The sequence below is a fragment of the Streptomyces sp. NPDC098789 genome, from assembly GCF_044759975.1.
In the GTDB taxonomy this organism is placed as follows: domain Bacteria; phylum Actinomycetota; class Actinomycetes; order Streptomycetales; family Streptomycetaceae; genus Streptomyces.
On record NZ_JBIWAJ010000005.1, the window covers coordinates 351411 to 374560 of the forward strand.

Annotated in this window: 14 protein-coding genes (1 of these 14 only partly in view); 10 read left to right on the forward strand and 4 right to left on the reverse strand. The window is 72.7% G+C overall.

Annotated features, from left to right (window positions below; translation table 11 throughout):
* A protein-coding gene (locus ACIQWR_RS13970; protein WP_404008207.1) for a non-ribosomal peptide synthase/polyketide synthase crosses the window boundary here: on the reverse strand, nucleotides 1-6821 show its 5' end (the start). The gene continues 15514 nt to the left of window position 1, outside the view; only the first 6821 of its 22335 coding nucleotides appear in the window; it begins with the start codon at nucleotides 6819-6821; its stop codon lies off the left edge, out of view.
* A gap of 194 nt (nucleotides 6822-7015) precedes the next feature.
* On the opposite strand from ACIQWR_RS13970, the gene ACIQWR_RS13975 reads away from it, so the two are divergent.
* Nucleotides 7016-7939, forward strand: coding sequence for an ornithine carbamoyltransferase (locus ACIQWR_RS13975; protein ID WP_404008210.1), 924 nt, complete (start codon nucleotides 7016-7018; stop codon nucleotides 7937-7939).
* Nucleotides 7940-7963: 24 nt separating this feature from the next.
* Here the strand turns inward: ACIQWR_RS13975 and ACIQWR_RS13980 are convergent, their stop codons facing one another.
* The 3 genes from ACIQWR_RS13980 to ACIQWR_RS13990 all read right to left on the reverse strand — a co-directional run bounded on the left by ACIQWR_RS13980 (nucleotide 7964) and on the right by ACIQWR_RS13990 (nucleotide 12345).
* Nucleotides 7964-9409 carry an amidase family protein gene (locus ACIQWR_RS13980; RefSeq protein ID WP_404008212.1) on the reverse strand — a complete coding sequence of 482 codons (1446 nt, stop codon included), beginning with the start codon at nucleotides 9407-9409 and terminating at the stop codon, nucleotides 7964-7966.
* A complete protein-coding gene (locus ACIQWR_RS13985) occupies nucleotides 9402-10163 on the reverse strand; it encodes a thioesterase II family protein (protein WP_404008215.1) in 762 nt (253 codons plus the stop codon). The genes ACIQWR_RS13980 and ACIQWR_RS13985 overlap by 8 nt, the downstream gene beginning before the upstream one ends.
* A gap of 202 nt (nucleotides 10164-10365) precedes the next feature.
* Nucleotides 10366-12345 carry a BTAD domain-containing putative transcriptional regulator gene (locus ACIQWR_RS13990; RefSeq protein ID WP_404008218.1) on the reverse strand — a complete coding sequence of 660 codons (1980 nt, stop codon included), beginning with the start codon at nucleotides 12343-12345 and terminating at the stop codon, nucleotides 10366-10368.
* 793 nt (nucleotides 12346-13138) lie between these two features.
* Here ACIQWR_RS13990 and ACIQWR_RS13995 point away from each other — a divergent pair.
* From ACIQWR_RS13995 to ACIQWR_RS14035, 9 genes are all read left to right on the forward strand, one after another.
* Nucleotides 13139-13612: an XRE family transcriptional regulator gene (locus tag ACIQWR_RS13995; protein ID WP_404008220.1), complete on the forward strand. Its 474-nt coding sequence runs from the start codon at nucleotides 13139-13141 to the stop codon at nucleotides 13610-13612.
* 258 nt (nucleotides 13613-13870) lie between these two features.
* Nucleotides 13871-14446 (forward strand): ImmA/IrrE family metallo-endopeptidase, encoded by a 576-nt coding sequence (locus tag ACIQWR_RS14000; protein ID WP_404008222.1) that lies wholly within the window; start codon nucleotides 13871-13873, stop codon nucleotides 14444-14446.
* A complete protein-coding gene (locus ACIQWR_RS14005) occupies nucleotides 14439-15611 on the forward strand; it encodes an MAB_1171c family putative transporter (protein WP_404008224.1) in 1173 nt (390 codons plus the stop codon). Before ACIQWR_RS14000 ends, ACIQWR_RS14005 begins: the two co-directional genes overlap by 8 nt.
* A 259-nt stretch (nucleotides 15612-15870) precedes the next feature.
* A complete protein-coding gene (locus ACIQWR_RS14010) occupies nucleotides 15871-16332 on the forward strand; it encodes a helix-turn-helix domain-containing protein (protein WP_404008227.1) in 462 nt (153 codons plus the stop codon).
* A 359-nt stretch (nucleotides 16333-16691) separates the two neighbouring features.
* On the forward strand, nucleotides 16692-17219 hold the full coding sequence (locus ACIQWR_RS14015; protein WP_404008230.1) for a regulator component: 528 nt from the start codon (nucleotides 16692-16694) through the stop codon (nucleotides 17217-17219).
* The gene (locus tag ACIQWR_RS14020; RefSeq protein WP_404008233.1) at nucleotides 17216-18421 is read left to right on the forward strand and encodes an MAB_1171c family putative transporter; all 1206 of its coding nucleotides are present in this window, start codon (nucleotides 17216-17218) and stop codon (nucleotides 18419-18421) included. Before ACIQWR_RS14015 ends, ACIQWR_RS14020 begins: the two co-directional genes overlap by 4 nt.
* Nucleotides 18418-19608: a cytochrome P450 gene (locus ACIQWR_RS14025; protein WP_404008235.1), complete on the forward strand. Its 1191-nt coding sequence runs from the start codon at nucleotides 18418-18420 to the stop codon at nucleotides 19606-19608. Before ACIQWR_RS14020 ends, ACIQWR_RS14025 begins: the two co-directional genes overlap by 4 nt.
* Before the next feature lie 152 nt (nucleotides 19609-19760).
* The gene (locus tag ACIQWR_RS14030) at nucleotides 19761-21851 is read left to right on the forward strand and encodes a HelD family protein (RefSeq protein ID WP_404008238.1); all 2091 of its coding nucleotides are present in this window, start codon (nucleotides 19761-19763) and stop codon (nucleotides 21849-21851) included.
* 315 nt (nucleotides 21852-22166) lie between these two features.
* The gene (locus ACIQWR_RS14035; protein ID WP_404008241.1) at nucleotides 22167-23066 is read left to right on the forward strand and encodes a D-alanyl-D-alanine carboxypeptidase family protein; all 900 of its coding nucleotides are present in this window, start codon (nucleotides 22167-22169) and stop codon (nucleotides 23064-23066) included.
* Nucleotides 23067-23150: the final 84 nt, after the last annotated feature.

Sequence of the window (23150 nt, forward strand, 5' to 3'; positions counted from 1 at the left end):
CGCGGCATCGGGGCGAGGGCGAGGCGGGACTGCTCGGCGCCCTTCAACCGTTCGGCGAGCTCGGCGACGGTGGGCGCCTCGAAGAGGTGCCGGATGGCCAGCTCGACGCTGAACATCGAGCGGATGCGGCTGAGCAGTCGGATCGCGGTGAGCGAGTGCCCGCCGAGCTCGAAGAAGCTGTCGTCGATGCCGACGACCGGCACGCCGAGCACGGCGGCGAAGAGACCGCAGAGGATCTCCTGCTCCGGGGTGCGCGGTGCGCGGAAGGAGAGTGCGACGGCGCCGTCCGGGGCCGCCGGTACGGCGACCTCCGCGGCCGTCGGTGCGGCGACCGGCGCGAGGGCGGTGGCCGCTCCGGTGCCGACCAGCTCGCCGACGGCCGCGGTGGCGTCGTCGACGAAGGCGGTGAGCAGGCGGACGAGGTCGGCGGCGAGCCCGGCGATCTGGGCCGCGTCCAGCAGGTCGGGGCGGTACTCCAGGCGCAGCTTGAGCCGCGCGCCGGGCAGCACCGACAGGGTCAGCGGGTAGTGGGTGGCGTCGTGGTCCTCCAACACGCTCGCGCGCAGGCCCGGCGCGGGCTCCCACACGTCGTCGTCATCGTGCGGGTAGTTCTCGACGACGGTCAGCGTGTCGAAGAGTTCGCCCAGCCCGCCCAGGCGCTGTACGTCGTTCAGCCCGAGGTACTGGTGCGCGATCAGCCGGGACTGCTCGTCCTGGACCCGCTCCATCAGCCGGCGCAGGGACTCCGCCCCGTCGAGCCGGACCCGGACGGGCAGCGTGTTGATGAACATGCCGACCATCGCCTCGCTGCCGGCGAGTTCCGCGGCGCGGCCCGAGTACGTGGTGCCGAACACCACGTCCTCGCGGCCGGTGCGGGCACCGAGCAGCAGGCTCCACAGGCCCTGGACGGCGGTGTTGAGGGTGATGCCGTACTCGCGCAGGCGGTCCTGGAGCCGGCCCGACACCGCGTCGGGCAGGTCGCAGTAGACCTGCACGGGACGGGCGGGCGCCGCCGAGGAGGGCTCGGCGAGCAGGGTCGGCGCACCGAGCCCGGCCAGCGCGCCGCGCCAGACCTCGTGGGCGGCCTCGCGGTCCTGCCGGGCCAGCCAGGCCAGGTGGTCGCGGAAGGCGGCGGGCGCGGGCAGGGTCTCGCCGCGGTAGAGCGCGAACAGCTCGTCCAGCAGCAGCTGCATGGACCAGCCGTCGAAGAGGATGTGGTGGTTGACGAGGACGAGGCGGTGCTCGTCCTCGGCGAGCCGGACCAGGGTGAACCGCAGCAGCGGCGGCCGGCTCAGGTCGAAGCGCTCGGCGCGCGCCTCGGCCACGACCCGGGCCAGGGCGCCCTCGCGTTCGGCCGCGGGGAGGTCGGTGAGGTCGACGTCGCGCCACGGCGGTTCGAGGCCGTCGACGACGACCTGCACGGGCTGGGACAGGCCCGCGTGGTGGAAGCCCGCCCGCAGGTTCGGGTAGCGCTCCAGGACGCCCGCCGCGGCGGCGCGCAGGGCGCCGGCGTCCAGCGGGCCGCTCAGCGCGAAGACCTCCTGGACGGAGTAGACGTCGGCGCCGTCGGAGTCGTAGAGGGCGTGGAAGAGCAGACCCTCCTGGAGCGGGGCGAGCGGCAGCACCTCGACGATGCCGGGCAGGGCGCCCTCCAGCTCCTCGATGTCGCCCTGCGAGAGGTCCACGAGCGGCAGGTCGGAGGGGGTCAGACCACCGGCGTCGACCGTGGAGAGGGCGCTCAGCGCGGCGAACCAGCCCTCGGCGAGGTCGCGGACCTCGTCCTCGCTCAGCAGGCCCTCGGCCCAGGTCCAGGTGGCGACGAGGCGCGGCCCGTCGGCGTGGTCGACGGTGACGGCGTCCAGCTCGATGCCGAGGCCGAGCGGTGCGGCGTCGTCGAAGCCCGCGCCGAGGGCCGGGGCCTCCGGCGCCGGGGCCCAGTCGGCCAGTTCGGGGGCGGCGAACCGGCCCAGGTAGTTGAAGCCCAGCTGGGGGCGGGCGTAGTCGGCGAGCTCCGCGACGGTCCGCGGGTTGCGGTGGCGCAGCATGCCGTAGCCGATGCCGTTGTCCGGGACCGCGAGCAGCTGCTCCTTGACGAGCTTGAGGGCGCGGACGCCGTCCACGCCGCCCGCGTCGACCCGGACGGGGTACGCGCTGGTGAACCAGCCGACGGTACGGGTGAGGTCGACCCCGGCCGCGATGTCCTCGCGGCCGTGGCCCTCCAGTTCGAGGAGCAGCGCCGCGGCGTCGACGCCGCGGCGGCCGCGCCAGTCGGCGACCGCCAGCGCGAGACCGGTGACCAGCACGTCCCGCACGCCGGTGCGCACGGCGGCGGGGACCGCGCCGAGCAGCGGCGCGGTGGCGCCGGCGGGCAGGGTGAGCGTGAGGGTGCCGGCCGCGGCCCGGGTGTCGGTGGTCGGGTCGAGGGGGCGGCTGCCGAGCAGCGGGTCGGGCGTCTCCATGATCGTCCGCCACAGCGGGAGTTCACCGGCGCGGCGGTCCGCCTCCTCGTCGAGGAGGGCGCTCCAGCGCCGCAGCGAGGTGCCGACGGCTTCGAGGGCCTCGCCCTCCCAGGCGGCCCGCAGGTCGCCGAGGAGCGGCTGCCAGGACACGCCGTCGACGGCGAGGTGGTGCACGAGCAGCAGCAGCCGCCCGGGGGCGGCTCCGGCGTCGAACCACACCGCGCGCACGAGGTCGCCGTGGTACGGGTCCAACTCGGCCTGGGCCGCGCGGTGGTGCTCCTCGATCACGCGGCCGAGCGCCTCGGCGTCGGCCGCAGAGGCGGCGACGTCCACGCGGCGCACGGAGGCGGTGGCCGCGCCCGGCGCGGGGACGGAGAACTGCTGCTCCTCGTCGAGGGTCAGCCGCAGCGCGTCGTGCCGGTCGAGGACCGCCTGGAGCGCGCCGGTGAGCCGGTCGGCGCCCAGGTCGGCGGGGACCACGAGCAGCATCGACTGGTGGTACCCGGCGAGCGGGCCGCCGAGTTCGAGCAGGTCGGCCATGACCGGGGTGGGCAGCAGGCCGCCGGTCGCGACGTCCCGGACGGTCGGGGCGACGGGCGCCGCCGTGCGGGCGGCCGCCGCGAGGCGGGCGACGGTCTTGTGCTCGAAGACGTGCCGCGGGGTGATGTGCAGCCCCGCCTTGCGGGCGCGGCTGACCAGCTTGATGGAGACGATGCTGTCGCCGCCGAGGTCGAAGAAGCCCTCGTGCAGGCCGACTTCCGGCAGGCCGAGCACCTCGGCGAAGAGCGAGGCGAGCAGTTCCTCCTCCGGCGTGCCCGCGGCGGCGGGGCCCTCGGCCCCGGGAGCGGGCAGCGCGCCGGTGTCGAGGCGGCCGTCCGCGGTGCGCGGCAGCGCGGCGAGGGTGACGTAGGTGTCCGGGACGAGGTGGTCGGGCAGCGTGCGGGCGAGGTGCTCGCGCAGGTCGACGGCGCGCACCGAGAGACCGGGGGTGGGCACGACGTAGGCGACGAGACCGTCCGCCACGTCCGCCTCGACGAGCGCGGGGTGGGCGAGCAGCGCGGCGACGGTACGGGTGACGTCGAGCGGGGCACCGCCCACGAGGACCGGCGCACCGAGGCGTTCGAGGCGGCCGTCGAGGGTGTACCGGGCCGGGGCGCCGTCGAGCATGCCGCTGACGCCGTCGGGCACCAGGGAGCCGGACGCGTCGACGACGTGGGCGGAGCGGCCGGTGAGCGCCGCGCGCTCCTCACCGGTGAGCAGGTCGATCTCGGCGATCCGGCGACCGGGGTCGGCGACCGCGGCGCGCAGCATCCGGGCCAGTCGGCCGACCAGCGCGTCGACGGTGGAGCCGTCGAAGAGGTCGGTGGAGTATTCGGCGACCACGTCCACGCCGGCGGGCGTGCCGTCGGCCGCGAAGCGCTCCTGGAGGCGCAGGTCGAGGTCGAACTTGGCGACCCCGGTGGCGGCCTCGTCCACCTCGACGGTGAGGCCGGGCAGCGCGGGGCCGGCCAGGCCCAGGTTCTCGAAGGTCAGCATCACCTGGAACAGGGGGTGGTGCGCGAGCGAGCGGGCCGGGTTGAGCGCCTCGACCAGCCGGTCGAAGGGCACGTCCTGGTGCGGGTAGGAGGCGACGGCGGCGCCGTGCACGCGGTCCAGCAGCTCCTGGAAGCTCGGGTCGCCCGAGGTGTCCGTGCGCAGCACCAGGGTGTTGACGAAGTAGCCGACGAGTCCGTCGAGCTGCTCGTCGGAGCGGCCGGCGGAGGGCGTGCCGAGGGCGATGTCGGTGCCCGCGCCGAGCCGGGTCATCAGCGCGGCGAGCGCGGCCTGCACCACCATGAAGACGGTCCGGCCGGTGGAGCGGGCGAGCGCGGTCACCTCGCGGTGCAGCTCGGCGTCGAGGCGGGTGCGCAGCTCGTCGCCGCGGAAGCTGGCGGCCGGGGGGCGGGGGCGGTCGGTCGGCAGGCCGACGAGCTGCGGCAGACCGCCGAGCGCGGTCCGCCAGTGGTCGATGCCCTCGGCCTCGGCCGCGCCCTGCCACAGGGTGTAGTCGGCGTAGGTCACGGGCAGCTCGACGAACCGCGGCTCGTGTCCGGCGCGGCGGGCCGCGTAGGCCAGGGAGAGGTCCTCGATCAGCGGTCGCTCGGACCAGCCGTCGGCCGCGATGTGGTGCATCAGCAGCAGCAGGGTGTGCTCGTCCGTCCCGGTCCGGGAGAACAGGGTGGCCCGCAGGGGGGCCTCGGCGTGCAGGTCGAAGGGGTGGCGGGCCGCTTCGGCCACGGCGGCCCCGACGTCCGCGGTGGTGACGACGGTGAGCTCGGCGGGGGTGTCGAGGACGACCTGACGGGCGACGCCGTCGGTCTCCGGGAAGACCGTCCGCAGGGTCTCGTGCCGTGCGGCGACGTCGCGGACGGCTGCATGCAGCGCCCGCACGTCCAGCTCACCGGTCAGCCGCAGCACCAGGGGGATGTTGTAGGTCGCGCTCGCGCCCTCCAGCCGGTGCAGGAACCACAGGCCGCGCTGGGCGTGCGAGAGCGGCATCGGGTCCGGGCGTCCGGCGCGGACCAGCGCCGGCCGTGCGGCCCCGGCCTCGTCGAGGCGGGCGGCCAGGCCGGCCACGGTCGGCGCCTCGAAGAGGGCGCGCAGGGACACCTCGCGGTCGAGCGCGGTGCGGATGCGGCTGATCAGCCGGGCGGCGAGCAGGGAGTCGCCGCCGAGGTCGAAGAAGCCGTCGTCCACGCCGATCCGGTCGATGCCCAGGACGTCGGCGAAGAGGCCGCCGAGGAGCTCCTCGGCGGGCGTGCGGGGAGCGCGGCCGGCGCCGACGGCGACCTCCGGCGCGGGCAGCGCGGCGCGGTCCAGCTTGCCGTTCGGGGCGAGCGGCAGGGCGTCGAGGAGCACGTAGGCGGAGGGCACCATGTGTTCGGGCAGCCGGGCGGCCAGCCGCTCGTGCACGGTGGCGGTGTCCACCGCGCCGACGAGGTAGGCGACGAGGCGCTGCTGTCCGGGCCGGTCCTCGCGCACGGTCACGGCGGCCTGGGCCACCTCGGCCAGCTCGGTGAGCGCCGCTTCGATCTCGCCCGGCTCGATCCGGAAGCCGCGGACCTTGACCTGGTCGTCGGCGCGGCCGGCGAACTCGACGAGGCCGTCGGCGTTCCAGCGGGCGAGGTCACCGGTGCGGTACATCCGCTCGCCCTCGGCGAACGGGGAGGCGACGAACCGCTGGGCCGTCAGCTCCGGTCGGCCCAGGTAGCCGCGGGCGAGCTGGACGCCCGCCACGTAGAGCTCGCCCTCCGCTCCCGGCTCCACGGGGCGCAGCGCACGGTCGAGGATGTGGACCTCGGTGCCGGCGACCGGGGTGCCGATGGGGACGGACCGGTGGTCGCCCCCGGACCGCACCTCGTAGGCCGTGACGTCGATCGAGGCCTCGGTCGGGCCGTAGTGGTGGGCGAGCCGCACGCCCAGCTTGGTGACGACCTCGTCGGCCAGGGACGGCGGCAGCACCTCGCCCGCGACGAAGAGCAGCCGCAGGGCGAGGCCGGGGGTGTCCCGCAGCGCGGGGAGCGCGACGGACAGCAGCGAGGGGACGAACTGGGCGACGGTGACGCCGTGTTCGGCCGCGTAGGCGAGCAGCAGGTGCGGCAGGCCGAGCACGTCGTCGGGGGCCATGCAGATCGTCGCACCGGCGATCAGCGGCAGCCAGATCTCGGAGCCCGCCGCGTCGAAGCTGAAGGCGGTCCGGGCGAGCACCACGTCGTCGGCGTCGACCTGCCACTCGGCGGCCTGCCACAGCATGTGGTTGGCGACGCCCAGGTGCGGTACGACCACGCCCTTGGGCAGACCCGTCGAACCGGAGGTGTAGATGACGTAGGCGGCGTTCGCGGTGTCGATGGTGACCTCGGGCGCGGTGTCCGCACCGGAGGTCAGGTCGATCTCGTCGAGGAGCACGACGGGGGCCCCGACCTCGGGCAGCGCGCCGCGCGTGGCGGTGTCGGTGACCAGGGCCGAGGGACGGCCGTCGGACAGCATGTGCGCGATCCGCCGGGCGGGGTAGCGCGGGTCGACCGGCAGGTAGGCCGCGCCGGTCTTCAGCACGGCCAGCATCGCGACCACCGCGTCGGCGGAGCGCGGCAGCGCCAGGGCGACCACCGCTTCCGGTCCCGCGCCGAGGTCGACGAGCCGGTGCGCCAGCCGGTTGGCCCGGCGGTCGAGCTCGGCGTAGCTGAGAACGGTCGCGCCGAAGATCACGGCGGGGTGATCGGGGGTACGTCGTACCCGTGCCTCGACCAGTGCGGGCAGCGGCATCGTCGCCACATCGCCATCCAGGTCCGACCCGATCGGATTGCGCGTCGCACGACGGTCCACGCTGCTGACTCCTGTACCTCGACGAGAACTCGGAAGCGGCCGGAACGTGTATACGTCCGACACGTTTCCAGACCGTACGGAGCGGCATTTTCAGCGTGTTATCGAGACCCCATCCGGTCCGCTTCGCAGGTCGATACCGGCCTGATATGCGGCGCCTCTACATTGCGAAGCCCGCTGAGCACAGGAGTCGCGCAATGGTTCGCAACCACGTCATCTCGTTGGCCGATATCCCCGATGTCGATCTGTATCGGATCGTGGAAAGGGGAAAGGAATTCGCTTCCGGGGCGTGGTCGCGGGAGACGCTCGCCGGCGCGGTGGTCGGCATCTACTTCAAGGCGACGTCCACGCGCACGCGCACGGCGTTCTCCTCCGCGGCCCTGCGCCTGGGCGCGCGCCTGATCACCTACGGGCCGCACGACCTCCAGCTCAACACGGGCGAGACCACGCAGGACACCGGACGGGTCCTGGGCGGCATGCTGGACGTCCTGGTCGCCCGTACGGCCGGCAGCGTCGCGGAGCTGCGCGCGCTGGCCGCGCAGGACGGGATGGCGGTGGTGAACGCGATGGGCGCGCAGGAGCACCCCACCCAGGCCCTGACCGACCTGACCGCGATGGCCGGGCACTTCGGCGATCCGGCCGGGCGCAAGGTGCTCTACCTGGGCGAGGGCAACAACACGGCCGCCGCGCTGGCGCTGGCGCTGCCGCGCTACCCGGGCACGGAGCTGCACCTGCGGACCCCGGCGGGCTACGGCGTCGATCCCGAGATCATGGTGCGGGCCAAGGAGTTCGCCGCGGCGCACGGTTCGACCGTCACCGAGCGGCACGACACCTTCGAGCTGCCCCAGGGCGTCGACGTCGTGTACACCACCCGCTGGCAGACGACCGGCACGTCGAAGGCGGACGCCGACTGGCGCGAGGACTTCGTCCCCTTCCGGGTCGACGAGGCCGTCATGCGGTCCAGCCCGGACGCGGTCTTCATGCACGACCTGCCCGCGCACCGCGGCGACGAAGTCACCGCCGCGGTGCTGGACGGGCCGCGTTCGATCGCGTTCACCCAGGCCGAGGCGAAGATGCACAGCGCCGCCGCGGTCCTGGAGTGGAGCCTCGGGGCGCTGTGAGCGGGGCCTTCGGCCCCGGGAGGTTCACCGGGCGGGCGGGCGGCGGGACGGCCACGCCCGCTCGAAGCCGTGGGCGAGCCGGAACAACACCGGCTCGCTGAAGGCCCGTCCGGTGAAGGTGATCCCGACGGGCAGCCCCTCGGTCCAGCCCGCGGGCACGCTGATGGCGGGGTAGCCGGCCAGTCCGGGCGCCAGTGCGGCGCCGTGCGGATCGGGGTCGCCCTCGACCATGTCGATCGGCCACGGCGGCGGGCAGGTGGGCATGACCAGCGCGTCCAGCCGGTGCTCGTCCATGACGGCGTCGATGCCCTCCGCGCCCGCCAGCCGCCGTACGGTGGCCAGCGCCTCGCGGTACACCGGGTCGTCCGTGTCGGGATCGACGCCGGCCAGCATCTCCAGGATGTCCTGGTCGAAGAACTCCAGCTCGACCGCCGCGTTCTCCCGGTTCGCCTCGACCAGGGCGGCGATGGTGCGCGGATGCTCCCCGGGCGTACGGGCGAGGTACCGGCCCAGGGCGGACGCGGTCTCGTGCATCGCCACGGCGCCCAGCTCGGGACCGGCGAACCGGTCCGCGGTGGTGATGTCCGCGCCCTCGACGATGACCGCGCCGGCGCGGCGCATGGTCTCCAGGGCGGCGTCGGCGATCTCGTCGGCCGCCGCGCTGTAGCCGTAGAACACCTTGCGGGGCACGCCGATGCGCATCCCGCGCAGGCCCTCCCCGTCGAGGAACGTCCGGTAGTCGAGGATGGGCGCGCCCTCCGTCGCCCCGTCCAGCGGGTCGGGTCCCGCGATCACCGAGAGGACGTCCGCCGCGTCGGCGACCGTACGGGCGAGGGGCCCGATCGAGTCGAAGCTCGGGATGCCCGGGATCATTCCCGCGCGGCTGGTGAGCCCGGTGGTCGGCTTCACCCCGACGAGGCAGTTCGCGGCGGCCGGGCCCAGGATCGAGCCGATGGTCTCGGTGCCGAGCGCCACCGCGCACAGGTTCGCCGAGACGCCCACCGCGGATCCCGAGCTGGAACCGTGCGGCGAGCGGTCCGTGTCGTACGGGTTGCGCGTCTGGCCGCCCCGGGCGCTCCAGCCCGCGGTTCCCAGGATCCACGAGGTCTTGTTCGCCTTGCCGAGCAGCACGGCCCCCGCGGCCCGCAGCCGGGCGACGACCGTGGCGTCGCGTGCGGGCCGGGAGCCGAGCATGACCGTGGAACCGCTCGTGGTGTGCATCCGGTCGGCGGTGTCGAGGTTGTCCTTGAGGAGCACGGGAATGCCGTGCAGCGGCCCCCGGACCGGGCCCTCGTCCAGCCGCGCCGCTTCCGCCTCGGCGTCCGGGTTCACCTCGATGACCGCGCGCAGTTCGTCGTTGTGGCGCTCGATCCGGTCCAGGTACCAGCGGGTCAGTTCGAGAGCGGTGAGCCGCCCGTCGGCGAGCGCCTCCCGCAGCTGGGCCAGGCTTGCTTCGGTCGGGTCAAACAAGGGACACCACCGGGAGGGAGGAGAGCTCGCGCAGCAGGGCGGACTCGTGGTCGGTCAGGTAGAAGTGGCCGCCGGGGAAGCGGTGCGCGGTGAAGCGGCCCGTGGTGGTCTCGCCCCAGGCCTCGACGTCGTCCGCCCGGGCGTCGAGGTCGTCCTCGCCGTAGTAGGCGTGCACCGGGCAGTCGAGCGGCTCCACCGGGCCGGGCCGGTAGGTCCGTACGAGCTCGAAGTCGGACCGGATCGGCGGCAGGACCAGGTCGCGCAGCTCCGGGTCCTCGAAGAGCTGGGCGTCGTACCCGCCCAGCCGCTTGACCTCTTCGACCAGTTGGTCGTCGGTCAGCGGACCGGCCCCGCCGCGGGGCGCCCCGTCATGGGTCGACTCCCTGCGCGCGGGCGGCACCTGGCCCGAGACCAGCAGGGCGCGCACCGGCGTCCGGCGCGCGACCTCGTAGGCGATCCACGCGCCCATGCTGTGGCCGAAGAGGACGAGCGGCCGGTCGAGCAGCGGTGTCAGCGCCTGCGTGACGGCCTCGGCCATCGGCTCCATCCGGTCGACGCAGGGCTCGGTCACCCGGTCCTGCCGTCCCGGGTAGCGCACCGCGAAGACCTCGACGTCGGACGGCAGCGCGGCCGGCCAGGTGCGGAAGGCGCTCGGGCCACCTCCCGCGTGCGGGAAGCAGATGAGGCGGACCCGTGGCCGCTCGACCGGCCGGTACCTCCTCAACCAGGTGCTGGCCTGCTGAACGGCAGTCATGATGCGCCTCCGTGGATGCGTTCGGGCGGGGGGCCGTGACGCGGGCGCGGACGCGCCCCGCGGGCCACGGCGACCGGCGCCGCGGCCCGGGGACCGCGGCGGCTCGCCGCGGCCCGAGGACCGCGGCGAGCCGTCACCGCGGACGGCACCCCTCCCCCGATCGCCGGCCCGGGAGCGAGTCCCGGGGCCGTTCGGGGTGCCGTCAGCTGACCCTACGAAGGGCCGGTATCGACGTGCTATCGCTCGCGTGCGAGGCCTCGGCGTCCACCATCCGCTCGTACGCCGCCGTGCGGGCGGTCGCGGTCATCTCCTGGTGGGCGGTCTCCTCCGCGTGCAGGGAGAGCAGACCGGGCAGGCGGTAACGGAACCAGCCGTCCGGCCCGGTGTCGGAGACCTCGATCAAGGTGGCGTCCACCAGCTCCTCCAGGAGCCCCTGGGCGTCCATGGGGTCGGTGTCGAGGAGCGCCTGGGCCACCCAGACGCCGATCCGCTCGCCGCAGACGAGCCCGAGCCGGACGTACAGGGCAGCGGCCTCGCGCGAGAGCGAGCGGTACACGCCGTCCAGGGACCGGCGCAGCATGGGCGCGCCCGTGCAGAGTTCCTCCAGCCGGTGCCGGGGGTCGCCGAGCCGGGTGAGCAGGTGGGACAGGCGCCAGTGGGGCTTGGCGATGAGCCGGGCCGCCGCGGCGGACAGGGCGAGCGGCGCGTGGTCGCACAGGGAGGCGAGGCGGTGCGCCGCGGTGGCGTCCTCCTCGACCCGCCCGTCGCCCACGAGGGAGCCGAGCAGCGTCACGGAGTCCGCCGGCGCCAGCTCCTGCAGGGTCAACCGGACCTGCGCCGGGGTCGCCAGCACCCGGCGACTGGTCAACAGGACGCTGCACTTGCCCGCCTTGGGCACGAGCTCGTACGCCACGGTGTCGTCGGGGACGCCGTCGAGGATCACCAGGATCTGGCGCTCCTCGACCCGCCGGTGGAACTCCCTGAGCCGGTCCTGGTATTCCGTGGGGATCTGGGAGTCGGACATGCCGAGGGCCCGCAGCAGGGCCGCGGGGGCGTCCGCGGTGCCGGTCCGTTCCAGGTCGACGTGGATCTGTCCGTCGGGGAAGGCGTGGGCCGCCCGGCGCGCCCAGTGCAGCGCGAGGGCGGTCTTGCCGATGCCGGGGCGTCCAACGACCAGGCCGACGGCCGAGACACCCCCGCGGGCTCGGCGCAGCAGACCGTCGAGGGCGTGCAGATCGCGCTCCCGACCGATGAACGAGGCGGCGCCCGGAGGAAGTTCGGGCAGTGCGGAACCGACGCTCAGCGGCCCGACCACATCGCTGACCGGCATCAGTCCGGAGGTCTCCTGGAGGATGGCCGTGTGCAGGTCCTGGAGGACCCGGCCGGGTTCCAGCCCGATCTCCTCGCGGAAGACCCGTTGCGCCTGCCGGAAGAGGGCCAGGGCCTCGGACCGGTGGCCCGAGCGGTAGTGGGCGAGCATGAGGGCGGCCCGCGCCTGTTCCCACAAGGGCTGTTCGGACACGAGGGCGGTGAGCTCGGCGATGATCTCGCGGTGCCGGCCCAGCTGGAGCTGGAGGGTCGCGTACTGCTCGTACGCCGTCAGGCGCCGGTGTTCGAGCAGTTCGGCCTCCGTCTCGATGACGGGGCTCGACATGTCCGCCAGGACCGGCCCCCGCCACAGGCCGAGCGCCCGGCCCAGCACGTCGGCCGCCGAGCTGGTGTCCCCGCGCTGCGCGAGCGTCTGCGCGCCCTCCACGCCGGACGCGAACTCCACCGCGTCGATCCGGTGCCCGTAGGAGCGCAACAGGTACCCGGGCGCCGCGGTGACGATCACTTCCTCGGTGTGCCCCGCGGCCTGGAAGGCCTTGCGCAGGCTGGCGACGCAGATGGCGATCTGGGTGCGGCAGGTCGCGGGCGGCCGGCCGTTCCACACCGCCTCCACCAACTGGTCGATCGACAGCACCCGGTCGGGCGCGAGCAGCAGCATCGCCAGCACGATCCGCTGCCGGGGCCCGCCGATCTCCACCCTGCGGGGCCCGACCCAGGCCTCCAGGGGGCCGAGGACCTGGAAGGTGATGTGCAGGTCCGCCTTTGCGGCGCCGTCCTGCCGTCCGTGAAGGAAAGGAAGCGAGGCCTCTGTTCGTCGTAATGGCTGTGTTGGCGCGGCAATCGTCTGCTGCATGTGTATCCCCCGTGCTCGCTGCTGCTTCGCCCTGCGCATCGCGGTGTGCGTCACGCCGTGCGTCATTCGCCTGTCTTCAGGTGTTTCGAATGTCTTCAGAATGTGATGGCGGCCATACGGCTCCGTCCCGTAGTCATGTCGTGGTCACGCGGTCATGTCGTACTCACGTGGTCATGTCGGATTCCCTCGACTTCCCTCGACCGCACGCCGAGCCGCGCCCTCCCGGAGCACTTCGGCCGGGCACGGAGCCGCGGCACGCCGGTGGGCGGACAGCGCGTCCTGGACGAGGAAGGGTGGGCAGGGGTGGCGGGCCCGCCGACATCGGTCGGCAGGCTGGTGCCGTGACCGGAAGGGTCTGCCGCGTCACAGCACTAGGAAGGGGCGGAAACGGGCTGGCGCTCTCCCGGGGCCGCCGGGGCCGCGGGCGCGGCGCCGTTCAACACCCGGGGGCCACGTCCCAGATCACGGGCGCGGAGCCGCGCCGGGGCAGCCGCATCTCTCCGCGTCGAGGAGGCACTCGCCGAGCGTCCGGGTGCGGACGGTCTGGCGAGGCATACCGCTCGCGGTGGTGATGGCACGGATCGACTCGCTGGCCATTCGCTCCCCAGGTGCGAAGTCTGACGATGGGGCGTGAGGTCGAACCGCCCCTACTATCCACTGGTGTTCAACTGAACGGCCACGTCGTCGCACCTCAGTCGAACACCCGCTCGGCGACGCTAACCCTGCGGCCTCACCCGAGTCAACTGACGTTGGATTCGCCAACTTTCGACTTACACGTCAGTCGGAGGGTAGGATGCAGCCGACCAATGAAGACGGGACGCGCATGACCGACCTGGAGATTGGGCCCGCGAACAGCCTGGCTCACAAGCTGAACCACCTGTTCGCCAGCACGGCCCCCGCCGGCCGGGCGCCCCACACCACCGAAGAAGTCGCCCGCGCGATCACCGCCACCGGCGTGCCGATCTCGGGCAGTTACATCTGGCTGCTCCGCAAGGGACAGCGCGACAACCCCACGATGCGGCACATCGAGGGGCTGGCCACGTTCTTCGGCGTCCCGCCCGCCTACTTCTTCGACAACCGGGTCACCGACACGGTCAATGCCGAACTGGCCCTCCTCACGGCCCTCCGGGACGCGGACGTGCAGCGGGTGGCCCTGCGCTCGGTCGGCCTGTCGGAGAAGACCCTGCGCTCGATCACCGAAGTGATCGACCGCGTGCGCGAACTGGAAGGACTCCCCGTGGGCCCGCAGGAGGAACCCACCGCCTGACGAGCGCCACCCGGGCTCGGCGCGGTCTCCGCACCGACTCTCCACGGGCTCCGCACGGGCTCGGCGCGGGCTTCTGACAGACTCCTGACGGCAATTCTGGAATATGGCAAAAAATAATCTGCCTGAGCTATTGCCATATGACGAACTGTCTTGTTCTGCCCTGGACGCGGCCGGAACGCTGTGTTCAGATACCACTCATGCCGACCCTGCAGGAGTGCCCGTGACCAGCGACGACGCGACGCCCGACGCCGGAGCTTCGTGATCGTCGTGCGCTGGCGATTAAAGCCCCGCGCGCGCGGCGCGAGCACGCTCGGAGAGCGGTGCGAAGAGCGGGTGCTCAGCCTCGGCCTGCGCCTCGACGAGAACCTGACCATCGGGGAACTCTGCGAACACCTGGGTGAGTTGCGCGGGCGACCGGTGCGGGTGGCCGCCCTCCCACTGCCGGCCGCCGGTCCGCACGGGTTATGGGTCTCCACCGAGGCGAACGACTACATCTTCGTCGAAGAGCGCCTCGTCCCGATCCACCAGCAGCAGGTGATCCTGCACGAAATCGGCCACGTCCTGTGCGACCACGACGCGTCGCCCGTCATGTCGACCGACGCGTCCCGACTCCTGATGCCCTCCCTCGACCCCGGCCTGGTGCGCCGCGTCATGGGGCGCGAGCACTCCGACGCGGAGGCGGAGATCGAGGCCGAGCTCGTCGGCTCGCTGATCGGCCAGCGCATCAACGCGTGGGGAGGCCAACGCACATGGCCGGTGCCCCCCGAAGCCCGGGCCATCGTCGAGCGGTTGGCCGCCCTGGAATCCCCGACCCACGAGAAGTGCAATGAATAGCCTCCTGTACCCGCTGTGTTCGACGGTCGCCCTCCTTGCACTCGTCTACAAGTCGCGGGTCCTGCGCACCGACCGTTCCGTCACCCAAGTGGCGCTCGTGGCCAACTTCTTCCTCCTCTTCATCATCTTCACGGTGTCCACCCCCTCGGTATGGGCGGCCACGAGCGACTTCGTCGGCATCGTCAACTTCTCCGGGCTGCTGAGCCAGAGCTGCGTCGTCGTCATGACCGCGTGTCAGCAGCTCGTGCTGCTCCACCTGACGCACGGACCGGAGGCCGCACGGCGCAAGACGCTGCCCCGCATCCTGGCGCTCGCCCTGGTGCTGATCACCATGACCGTGCTGTTCACCGGAGCGACAGCGCAGGGCGAGACACCGGACGACTTCGCCGTCACGCACGCCCAGTACATGCCGGCCTACCTCGCCGTCTACCTCGCGGCCTTCACCGCGAACCAGGTCGAGATCGGCGTGATGGGGTGGCGGTACTCCAAGATCGCGCCGTCGGCCTGGCTGCGCCGCGGGCTGCGCATGGTGGCCTTCACCCTGCCGTTCGCGCTCGTCTACACCGGCTGCCGCACCGCCGACCTCATCGCCGCGCAGTTCGGCGGGTCCGGGCGGTCGTGGGAGTCCATCGCCCAACTCGGCGTGGGGATCGCCGTCATCATCCAGACCGTGGGGTGGATCCTGCCCGACTGGGGCCCGCACCTGACCTCCGCAGGCGACCGGCTGCGCAACCGGCGGGCCTACCGCGCCCTCACCCCGCTCCACCGCACGCTCACCGCGGAGGTACCGGAACCGGTCATCCCCATGGGCCCGACCCTCGACCTGCAGACCCGGCTGTACCGCATGCTGATCGAGATCCGCGACGCCCAATGGGAGCTGCGCACCTGGATGGACCCCGAGATCGCCCGCGCCGTCCGGGCCGAGGCCGAAGCCGCCGGCCTGCGCGGCGACGAGCTCGCGGCCGTCGTGGAAGCCGGCCAGCTCCTCGGCGCGATCGAGGCCAAGCGCCGCGACCAGCCGCCGGAGCAACCGCCGCAGACGCCCGTCGTCATCGCACCGGGCGACCTCGCCGCCGAGCTCGCCTTCCAGCAGCGGCTGGCCCGGGCCATGACCTCCCCCGTCGCCCTGCGGTCGGTCCCGGTGGCGGCGATCCCTGCTCCCTGACGGTCCCGCGCGGAGGTCCGCGCGCGGTGGGCCCGTGGTCCGGGCGCCGGGCCGTCGGCCGAGCTCACCCCCGTGAAGCTCAGCCCCGCCCCGGCGTCGCCGCCGCTCCCCTCAACACTCCAGTGGCGACGAAGCATTGGTAACGTACACCAGAGTGACTGTCCGGCGTCAACCAAAGTGTTGCCGGAGCCGGCCCGATGGGCTTCGAGAAACACTGTGGTGGGCAAAGGCTCGGCATCACGCCAAGGAGGACGTGTACGTGGAGGATGACCAGTCACCCACCTTCGCCCAGCTTCTGGACCACCTCTTCCGCACGGTGCACCCCCCTTCCCGGGGGCCCTACACCTACGCGGAGGTAGCCGAGGGGATCCTCAAGGCAGCGACCGGAGAAGGCCGCGGGGTGACGGCGAGCGCCATCCAACAGCTGCGCACGGGGGCCAAGCGGAACCCGACCCGCCACACCATCAAGGCCCTGGCCGACTTCTTCGGCGTACCGGCGGGCTACTTCGTCGACAGCGCGGCGGCCGAACGCACCCGGGCGGAGATCGACCTGCTCGCCGCCATGCGCGACCAGGACGTCCGCAAGGTGGCCCTGCGGGCCAACGGCCTGAGCATCGACAGCCTGAAGATGCTGTCCACCGTGATCGAACAGGCCCGCAAGCTCGAAGGACTCGCCGCCGACGACCCCGCCCAGGACCTGGGCCTGAACCTGGACGACTGACCGCGGACGATCGAACCGCGGACGATCTAACCGCGGACAGCTGGACCGCGGACAGCTGGACCGCGGACGACTGGACCGCAACAACTGAACCGCGCATCGGGCGCCGCTCGCACGATCCGCCCCGACGTTCCACCCCCCTGGGGCCCCGTAAGGCGGCCCGTGGTCGATCATCACGACAGGGGGGCATCGGCCATGTCCCGGGACAACCCCGACAAGCCGCGCCGCGAGGCGCGTGCGCGGCGACCCCCGACCGCGAAGTGGAGTCGCGAACATGTCAGCATGGGGGCGCATGGAGCGGACTTCCGGGGTGGGGTCCGCCGCGGCCGACCACCCCCGACCGGCGCCACCAGAGTGAGGACATGGACCTTGAGCAGCTTCGCGCCGCGTGTGAGGCACGCGTCGGGGCGCTCGGGCTCCCGCACCGCTTCAGCACCCGCGACCTGCGCGACGCCGTGGCCGAACAACGCGGACGCCCCATCATCCTGCGCCCCTTGAGCACCCTGGGCGCCGCGGACGCTCCGTGCGGCATCCGCCTGGAGACCCCGGACGCCGACCTGTTGTTCTACGAGGAGGCCACCTCCCCCCTCCACCAGAACCACATCCTCGCCCACGAGATCAGCCACATCATCTGCGACCACCCCGGCAGCCTGGAACTGGACCGGGACACCCTGCGCGCGATCGGGTTCGACCCCACCCTCGTCCAGCGCATGTCCGGCCGGACCAGCTACACCAGCGAGGACGAGCGCGAGGCCGAGGTGATGGCCAGCGTGATCCGACAACTCATGTACCGGGGGCGCGAGGCCCCGTCGAGCCGGCCCGCGAGCGGCGCCGAGAGCTGGGACGCCCTGTTCGCCGAGCCACACAGGAAGAAACGCCACCGGAAATGATCGACATCCTCTTCTCGGGCACGGCCGTCGTGCTGCTGTGCTTCGCCGCGTACTGGGTGCGCGGACGCGGCGGGCACCGGCCCACGGGCAGCTGGGCGATGGCCGCGCTGCTGACCTCCTTCGCCCTCGCCTTCGCCTCCTACGCCCCGGCCGTGGAGCACGCGGTCGAATCGGTGGTCCCCCACGTCGCCCGGCTCCTCAGCAACTCCTTCACCCTGACGGCGGCCACCTCCGTGCTCGCCTTCCTCTTCCAGCTCAACCTGGACCGCGAGCGGGCCCAGCGGCAGATCCGGCTGCGCGTCATCGCCCTCGCGCTCTGCGTCGCCGGCATGACCGCATTCTTCGTCGCCGAGCAACTCACCGGCCGCAAACCGGTGTTGTACGCGTGCTACGTGCTCATCTACATCTCCTACCTGGGGTACACGGCCAAGGACTTCCTGCTCCAGACCTGGGCCCAGTCCTCCCGTTCGACCCGCCGCAGTCAGCGCTGGGGCCTGCGCACGACCTCGGTCGGCTGCGGCTTCGCCCTCGTCTACGCCGCGTACAAGCTCTTCGCCCTGGTCTCCATCGGCCTCGGTCTGGGGCTCGTGCCCGACGGCGCCCGGTGCTCGACCCTGGTGACCCCGTTCCGTTGCACCTTCAGCGTGACCGCGCCCGCCGTCGCCGTGCTCCTGATCACCCTCGGGCTCACCCTCCCCGCCCTGCTGTGGCCGCTCAGCCAACTGCGCCGGCGCCGCTGGGAACGCACCTCCTTCACCGCACTGGAACCCCTGTGGCGCGAGGTCACCTCGGCGGTCCCCGAGGTCGTGCTGGACCCGGGCAACACCGACACCGACGCCGACGCCCACGACCTCGACTTCCACCTGCACCGCCGGGTCATCGAGATCAACGACTGCGTCCTGGCCCTGCGCCGCTACCGGCAGGCGTCGGTACGGGACGCCGCGGCCGCCGAGGTCGCACGCGGGGGCAGGGCCGACACCCCCGAGGGCGACGCCGAGGTGGAGGCGGCGGTCATCGCCGCGGCCGTCCACGCCAAGCGCACCGGCCTCCCCCTCGACGGCGACGAGGCCCCGCCCGCCGCCGGCACCCGCTCCCGCAAGGGCGACCTCCCGGCGGAGACCGCGTGGCTGCTGCTCGTGGCGAGCGCCTACGCGGCCCACCCGGCACGCCCGGAGCCCGAGACCGCGGGCGCGGCCTCGTGAGCGCCCCCCGGCAGGACCCGCTGCGCGACCCGCGCTTCTTCGCCGACCCCTACCCCACCTACGCCGGGCTGCGCGCGGGCTGTCCCGTCGGGCGGGTCCCCACCGGCTCCGGCGGACACCACTCCTACCTGATCACCGGCCACGCCGAGGCCCGCGAGGCGTTCACCGACCCCCACCTGTCCAAGGACACGGTCCGCTTCTTCGCCGACAAGCCCTCGAACCGGGACCTGCACCCGGCGATCTCCCGCAACATGCTGGCGAGCGATCCCCCCGAGCACACGCGCCACCGGCGGGTGGCGACGCCCCTGTTCACCACCGGCCGCGTCCGGCAGATGCGCCCGTTCATCACTCGCGTCGTCGACGACCTGACCGCCGCGTGGCGACCGGGCACAGAGGTCGACCTGGTGGCGGAACTGGCGGTACCCCTCCCGGTCACCGTCGTCTGCGAACTGCTGGGCGTGCCCGAAGCCGACCGCGCCACCCTCGCCGCCCATTCCCACGACCTCTTCGACGCGACCGACACCGCCCGCGTCGACGCCGCCTCGCACCACATCGGCGACTACCTGACCCACCTCGTCGACACGGCCCGCGCCACGCCGGGCGAGGGCCCGCTCCACTCCCTCGTGCGCGACTGCGCCGAGGGCGGCCTCGACCGGGACGAAACCGTCTCGCTGGCCGCCCTCCTGCTGGTCGCCGGGCACGAGACCACCACCCACCTCATCGGCAACGCCGTCCTGGCCCTGCTCCACCACCCCGAGGCGTTCGACCGCCTGCGCCGGGACCCGGAGCTGATCCCCGGCGCCCTCGACGAACTGCTGCGCTACGACTCCCCGGTGAGCGTGGCCACCTTCCGGCACAGCACCCGGGACCTCCGGATCGGCGGGGTCGACATCCCGGCCGGCCACCCGGTGCTCATCGCCCCCGGCGCCGCGAACCGCGACCCGGCGGCCTTCCCCGACCCGGACCGGCTGGGCCTCGACCGCGACGCCACCGCCCACCTCTCCTTCGGCCACGGCATCCACCGCTGCCCGGGCGCCCCCCTGGCCCGCGCCGAAGCCGAAATCGCCCTCCACACCCTCCTGACCCGCTTCCCGAACACCCACCTCACCACCCCCGCCACCCCCCCGACCTGGCGCCGAACCCGCCTGACCCGAGGCCTCACGTCCCTCCCCCTCACCCTGGGCTGACCCCTCCACGGGGAGGGCACAATTCCATTAGGTCCGCAAATCAAAAGCGGCGCCATGAATTCACCCGCAAGGCCACAACTCCCCATATAACTCAAGACTTACCTTCGAGGAATTTCGACCCTATGGTGTGGCTCGAATCGAAGGAGCCCGTGTTGTCAAAAACGAATGACCCCGTCGTGCGTGCGGTGAAATCGGAGCGGAAATACGTCTCCAACCTGTACGAGCTGCTCGGCGAGCGGCTCGCCGAGGCGCGGGCGAACCGGGCGAGCGTGCTGAAGGCCCCGGCGGATAGCCCCGGCGAGACGTACGAGCGAGAAATCGCCGCTGAGCGTCTGGCCAAGGAGATCGGTCGACTGGAGGGAGCCGAGAAAGGGTTGACCTTCGGCCGCATCGACGGGAGGGACGGCACGACCCTGCACATCGGCCGGATCGGACTGCACACGGCGGAGGACGAACTGCCGCTGCTCGTGGACTGGCGCGCGAGGGCGGCGCGCCCCTTCTACGAGGCGACACCGGTCCACCCGATGGATCTGCGGCGCCGCCGGCACCTGCGTCTCGAAGGGCGCACGGTCGTCTCGGTGAGCGACGAACTGCTGGACGGGACCGCTCCGACCGCCGAAGACGTCGTCGGGGACGGCCCGTTGATCGAGGCCCTCTCGGCGCGGCGTACGGGCACGATGCAGGCGGCCGTCGCCACACTCCAGGCCGAGCAGGACGAGATCGTCCGCTCCGCCCACCGCGGGGTGACGGTGGTCCAGGGCGGACCCGGCACCGGCAAGACGGTGGTCGCCCTGCACCGGGCGGCGTACGTCCTGTACGCCTTCCCGCGCGCCGCGGAGGAGGGCGTCCTGGTGGTCGGCCCGAACGCCCGGTTCCTCGACTACATCTCCCAGGTCCTCCCCTCGCTGGGCGAGAACGACGTCGTCCTGGCGACCTGCCGCGAACTGGCCGCAGTATCCACGGACCCGGCAGCCCCGGTGGACCCCTTCGACACGGCGCGCCTCAAGGGTGCTCGCGACCTCGCCGACGCCCTGGCCGCTCTCCTGCGCGTCCACCAAGCCCCCGCCGGCGAATTCACCGTGCGGGTCGGCCAGGAACTGGTCCACCTGTCCGCCAGCGAAGTGGCGACGGCCCGCGACGCCGCCGTGGCAGCCGCACCCGGCCACAACCCCGCCCGCCAGGTGTTCACGGAACTCCTGGTCGACGCCGTCACCGACGCGATGCAACGGGACATGGGAGATGTCCTGGAGCAGATCGACGCCGACTCCGAAAGGATGACGGGGATCGACCTGGACCGTTTCACGGGCGCCGCCGGACGCCGTGTCGAAGGCGCGGCCGACCCGGTTCCGGTCCACGAACTGGACCTGGACGCCCTCCGAGCCGACCTCCTCGACGACGCCGGCGTCGACCGCGCGGTCGAGGCGTTGTGGCCCCGGCTGACACCCGGTGACCTCGTACAGGCGCTCCTGACGAACGCCGACGCCCTCGCCCGGCACCTGCCCCACTTCCCCTCCCGGGACCGCTCCCTCCTCCTGCGCGATCCGGACGCCCCGTGGACCGACGCCGACGTGCCGTTGCTGGACGAGGCGGCGAGCCTCGTCACCGGTCCCCCCGAGCGGACGTACGGACACGTCGTCGTCGACGAGGCCCAGGAACTGACCGCCATGCAGTGGCGGATGATCCTGCGCCGCTGCCCGTCCCGGGCGATGACCCTGGTGGGCGACTTCGCCCAGGCGGGCCCGGTCGCGACGGCGCGCGACTGGAAGGAAGCCCTGAGCCCTCACATCGGACCGCGCTTCAACCTCCACAACCTGACGGTCAGTTACCGCACCACCCAGCAGATCCTGGAGAGCGTCCGGGACCTGCTCACCCGCATCGCCCCGGACCAACAACCCACCCGCTCCCTGCGCACCGGCGAACCCCCTCGAACCGTCACCACCCCACCCCACGAAACGATCCCCGCCCTCACCCGGGAACTCCGCGCCCAGCGCTCCGCCCACCCGGGCGAACTCCTGGCCGTGATCTGCGCGGACACCAGGGTCAGCGAACTGACCACCCCCGACATCACCGCCCACGCCCGCATCGTCCCGGCCTCCGAAGCCCGCGGCCTGGAATTCGACGGCGTCATCGTCCTGAACCCCGAAGAAATCACCACCTCCCGCCCCGCCGGCGAAAGAGACCTCTACGTAGCCCTCACCCGAGCCACCAAACGCCTGTGCACCATCACCACCCGGCCCGCCTGACATGACGAGCCGGGAAGCCGAGGCGGACGCGGGCGCGCGCTCCGGTCGATCTTGATCTGAATGCGGGAACCCGTCAGAGGTGCAGTGTTCGTGGAGGCGGGACGGCAGGGCACGGCGACGCACAACTCCCCATCCCGCACTGCGGAAGGTCTCCCGCTCCCCCGCCCGGAGGCCTAATCTCGCCGAGGGGAAGCAGCGGACGGCAGAGCTGTCCGCAACTCCCCCTCAGAAAAGAGTCCTTCGGCGGAATCGGGGATTGACGTGACAACGAACCTGAGGCGGCGCACCCGGGCCGCGTGTACCGCAAGCCTTGTCGTGGGGGCCCTCGTCGGGGCCCTCTTCACGGTCTCGACGCCCGCCCACGCCGCCACCGCCGCCCCGCCCGTCAGCGCGCGCGGCGCGATCCTCATCAACGGCGCCACGGGGGCCGTGCTCACCTCCAAGACCCCCGACACCAAACGGCAGATGGCCAGCACGACGAAGGTCATGACGGCCGTGGTGGTCGCGACCTCTGCCGGTCTCGACCTCAACCGGAAGGTCACCATCAAGCAGACGTACCTGGACTACGTCTACCGGGAGGGCGCCAGCTCGGCCTCCCTCAAGCTGGGTGCCACACCGACCGTCCGTCAGCTGCTGTACGCGATGCTGCTCCCGTCGGGCTGCGACGCGGCGTACGCACTCGCGGACACCTTCGGGGCGGGCTCGACCACGGCGGCCCGCCGGGCGGACTTCATCTCGAAGATGAACGCCAAGGCGAGGTCGCTGGGCATGACCAACACCGTCTACGACTCCTTCGACGGCATCTCACCGACCGGCAACAACCTCACGACCCCGCGCGACCTCGCCACGCTCACGCGGTACGCGATGGGCAACGCCCTGTTCCAGTCGGTCGTGAAGACCACCTCCTACAGCTCCGGCGGCACGTCGACCCTCGCCACCTGGTGGAACACCAACCTGCTCGTCCGCGCGCGACCCACCGGGTACGGATACCCGGGCGCGATCGGCGTCAAGACCGGCACCGGCACGGCCGCGGGCAAGTGCCTCGTCTTCTCCGTGACCCGCAACGGCAAGACGATCATCGGCGTCCTGCTGAACGACGAAGAACGCTACGCGGACTCCATGGCCCTCTCGAACTGGGCCCTCGGCGCGACCACCAGCTCCCGCAACACCCTGCGAGACACCGACACGCAACGACTCCCGGACATCCTCGACTGACCCATGAGCAAGAAGCCGGGGCGCGCCTGGGGCCCGCACCGACTCGACCACCCCCACCAAGAAGGGCGCCTCCCGCGGCAGAAT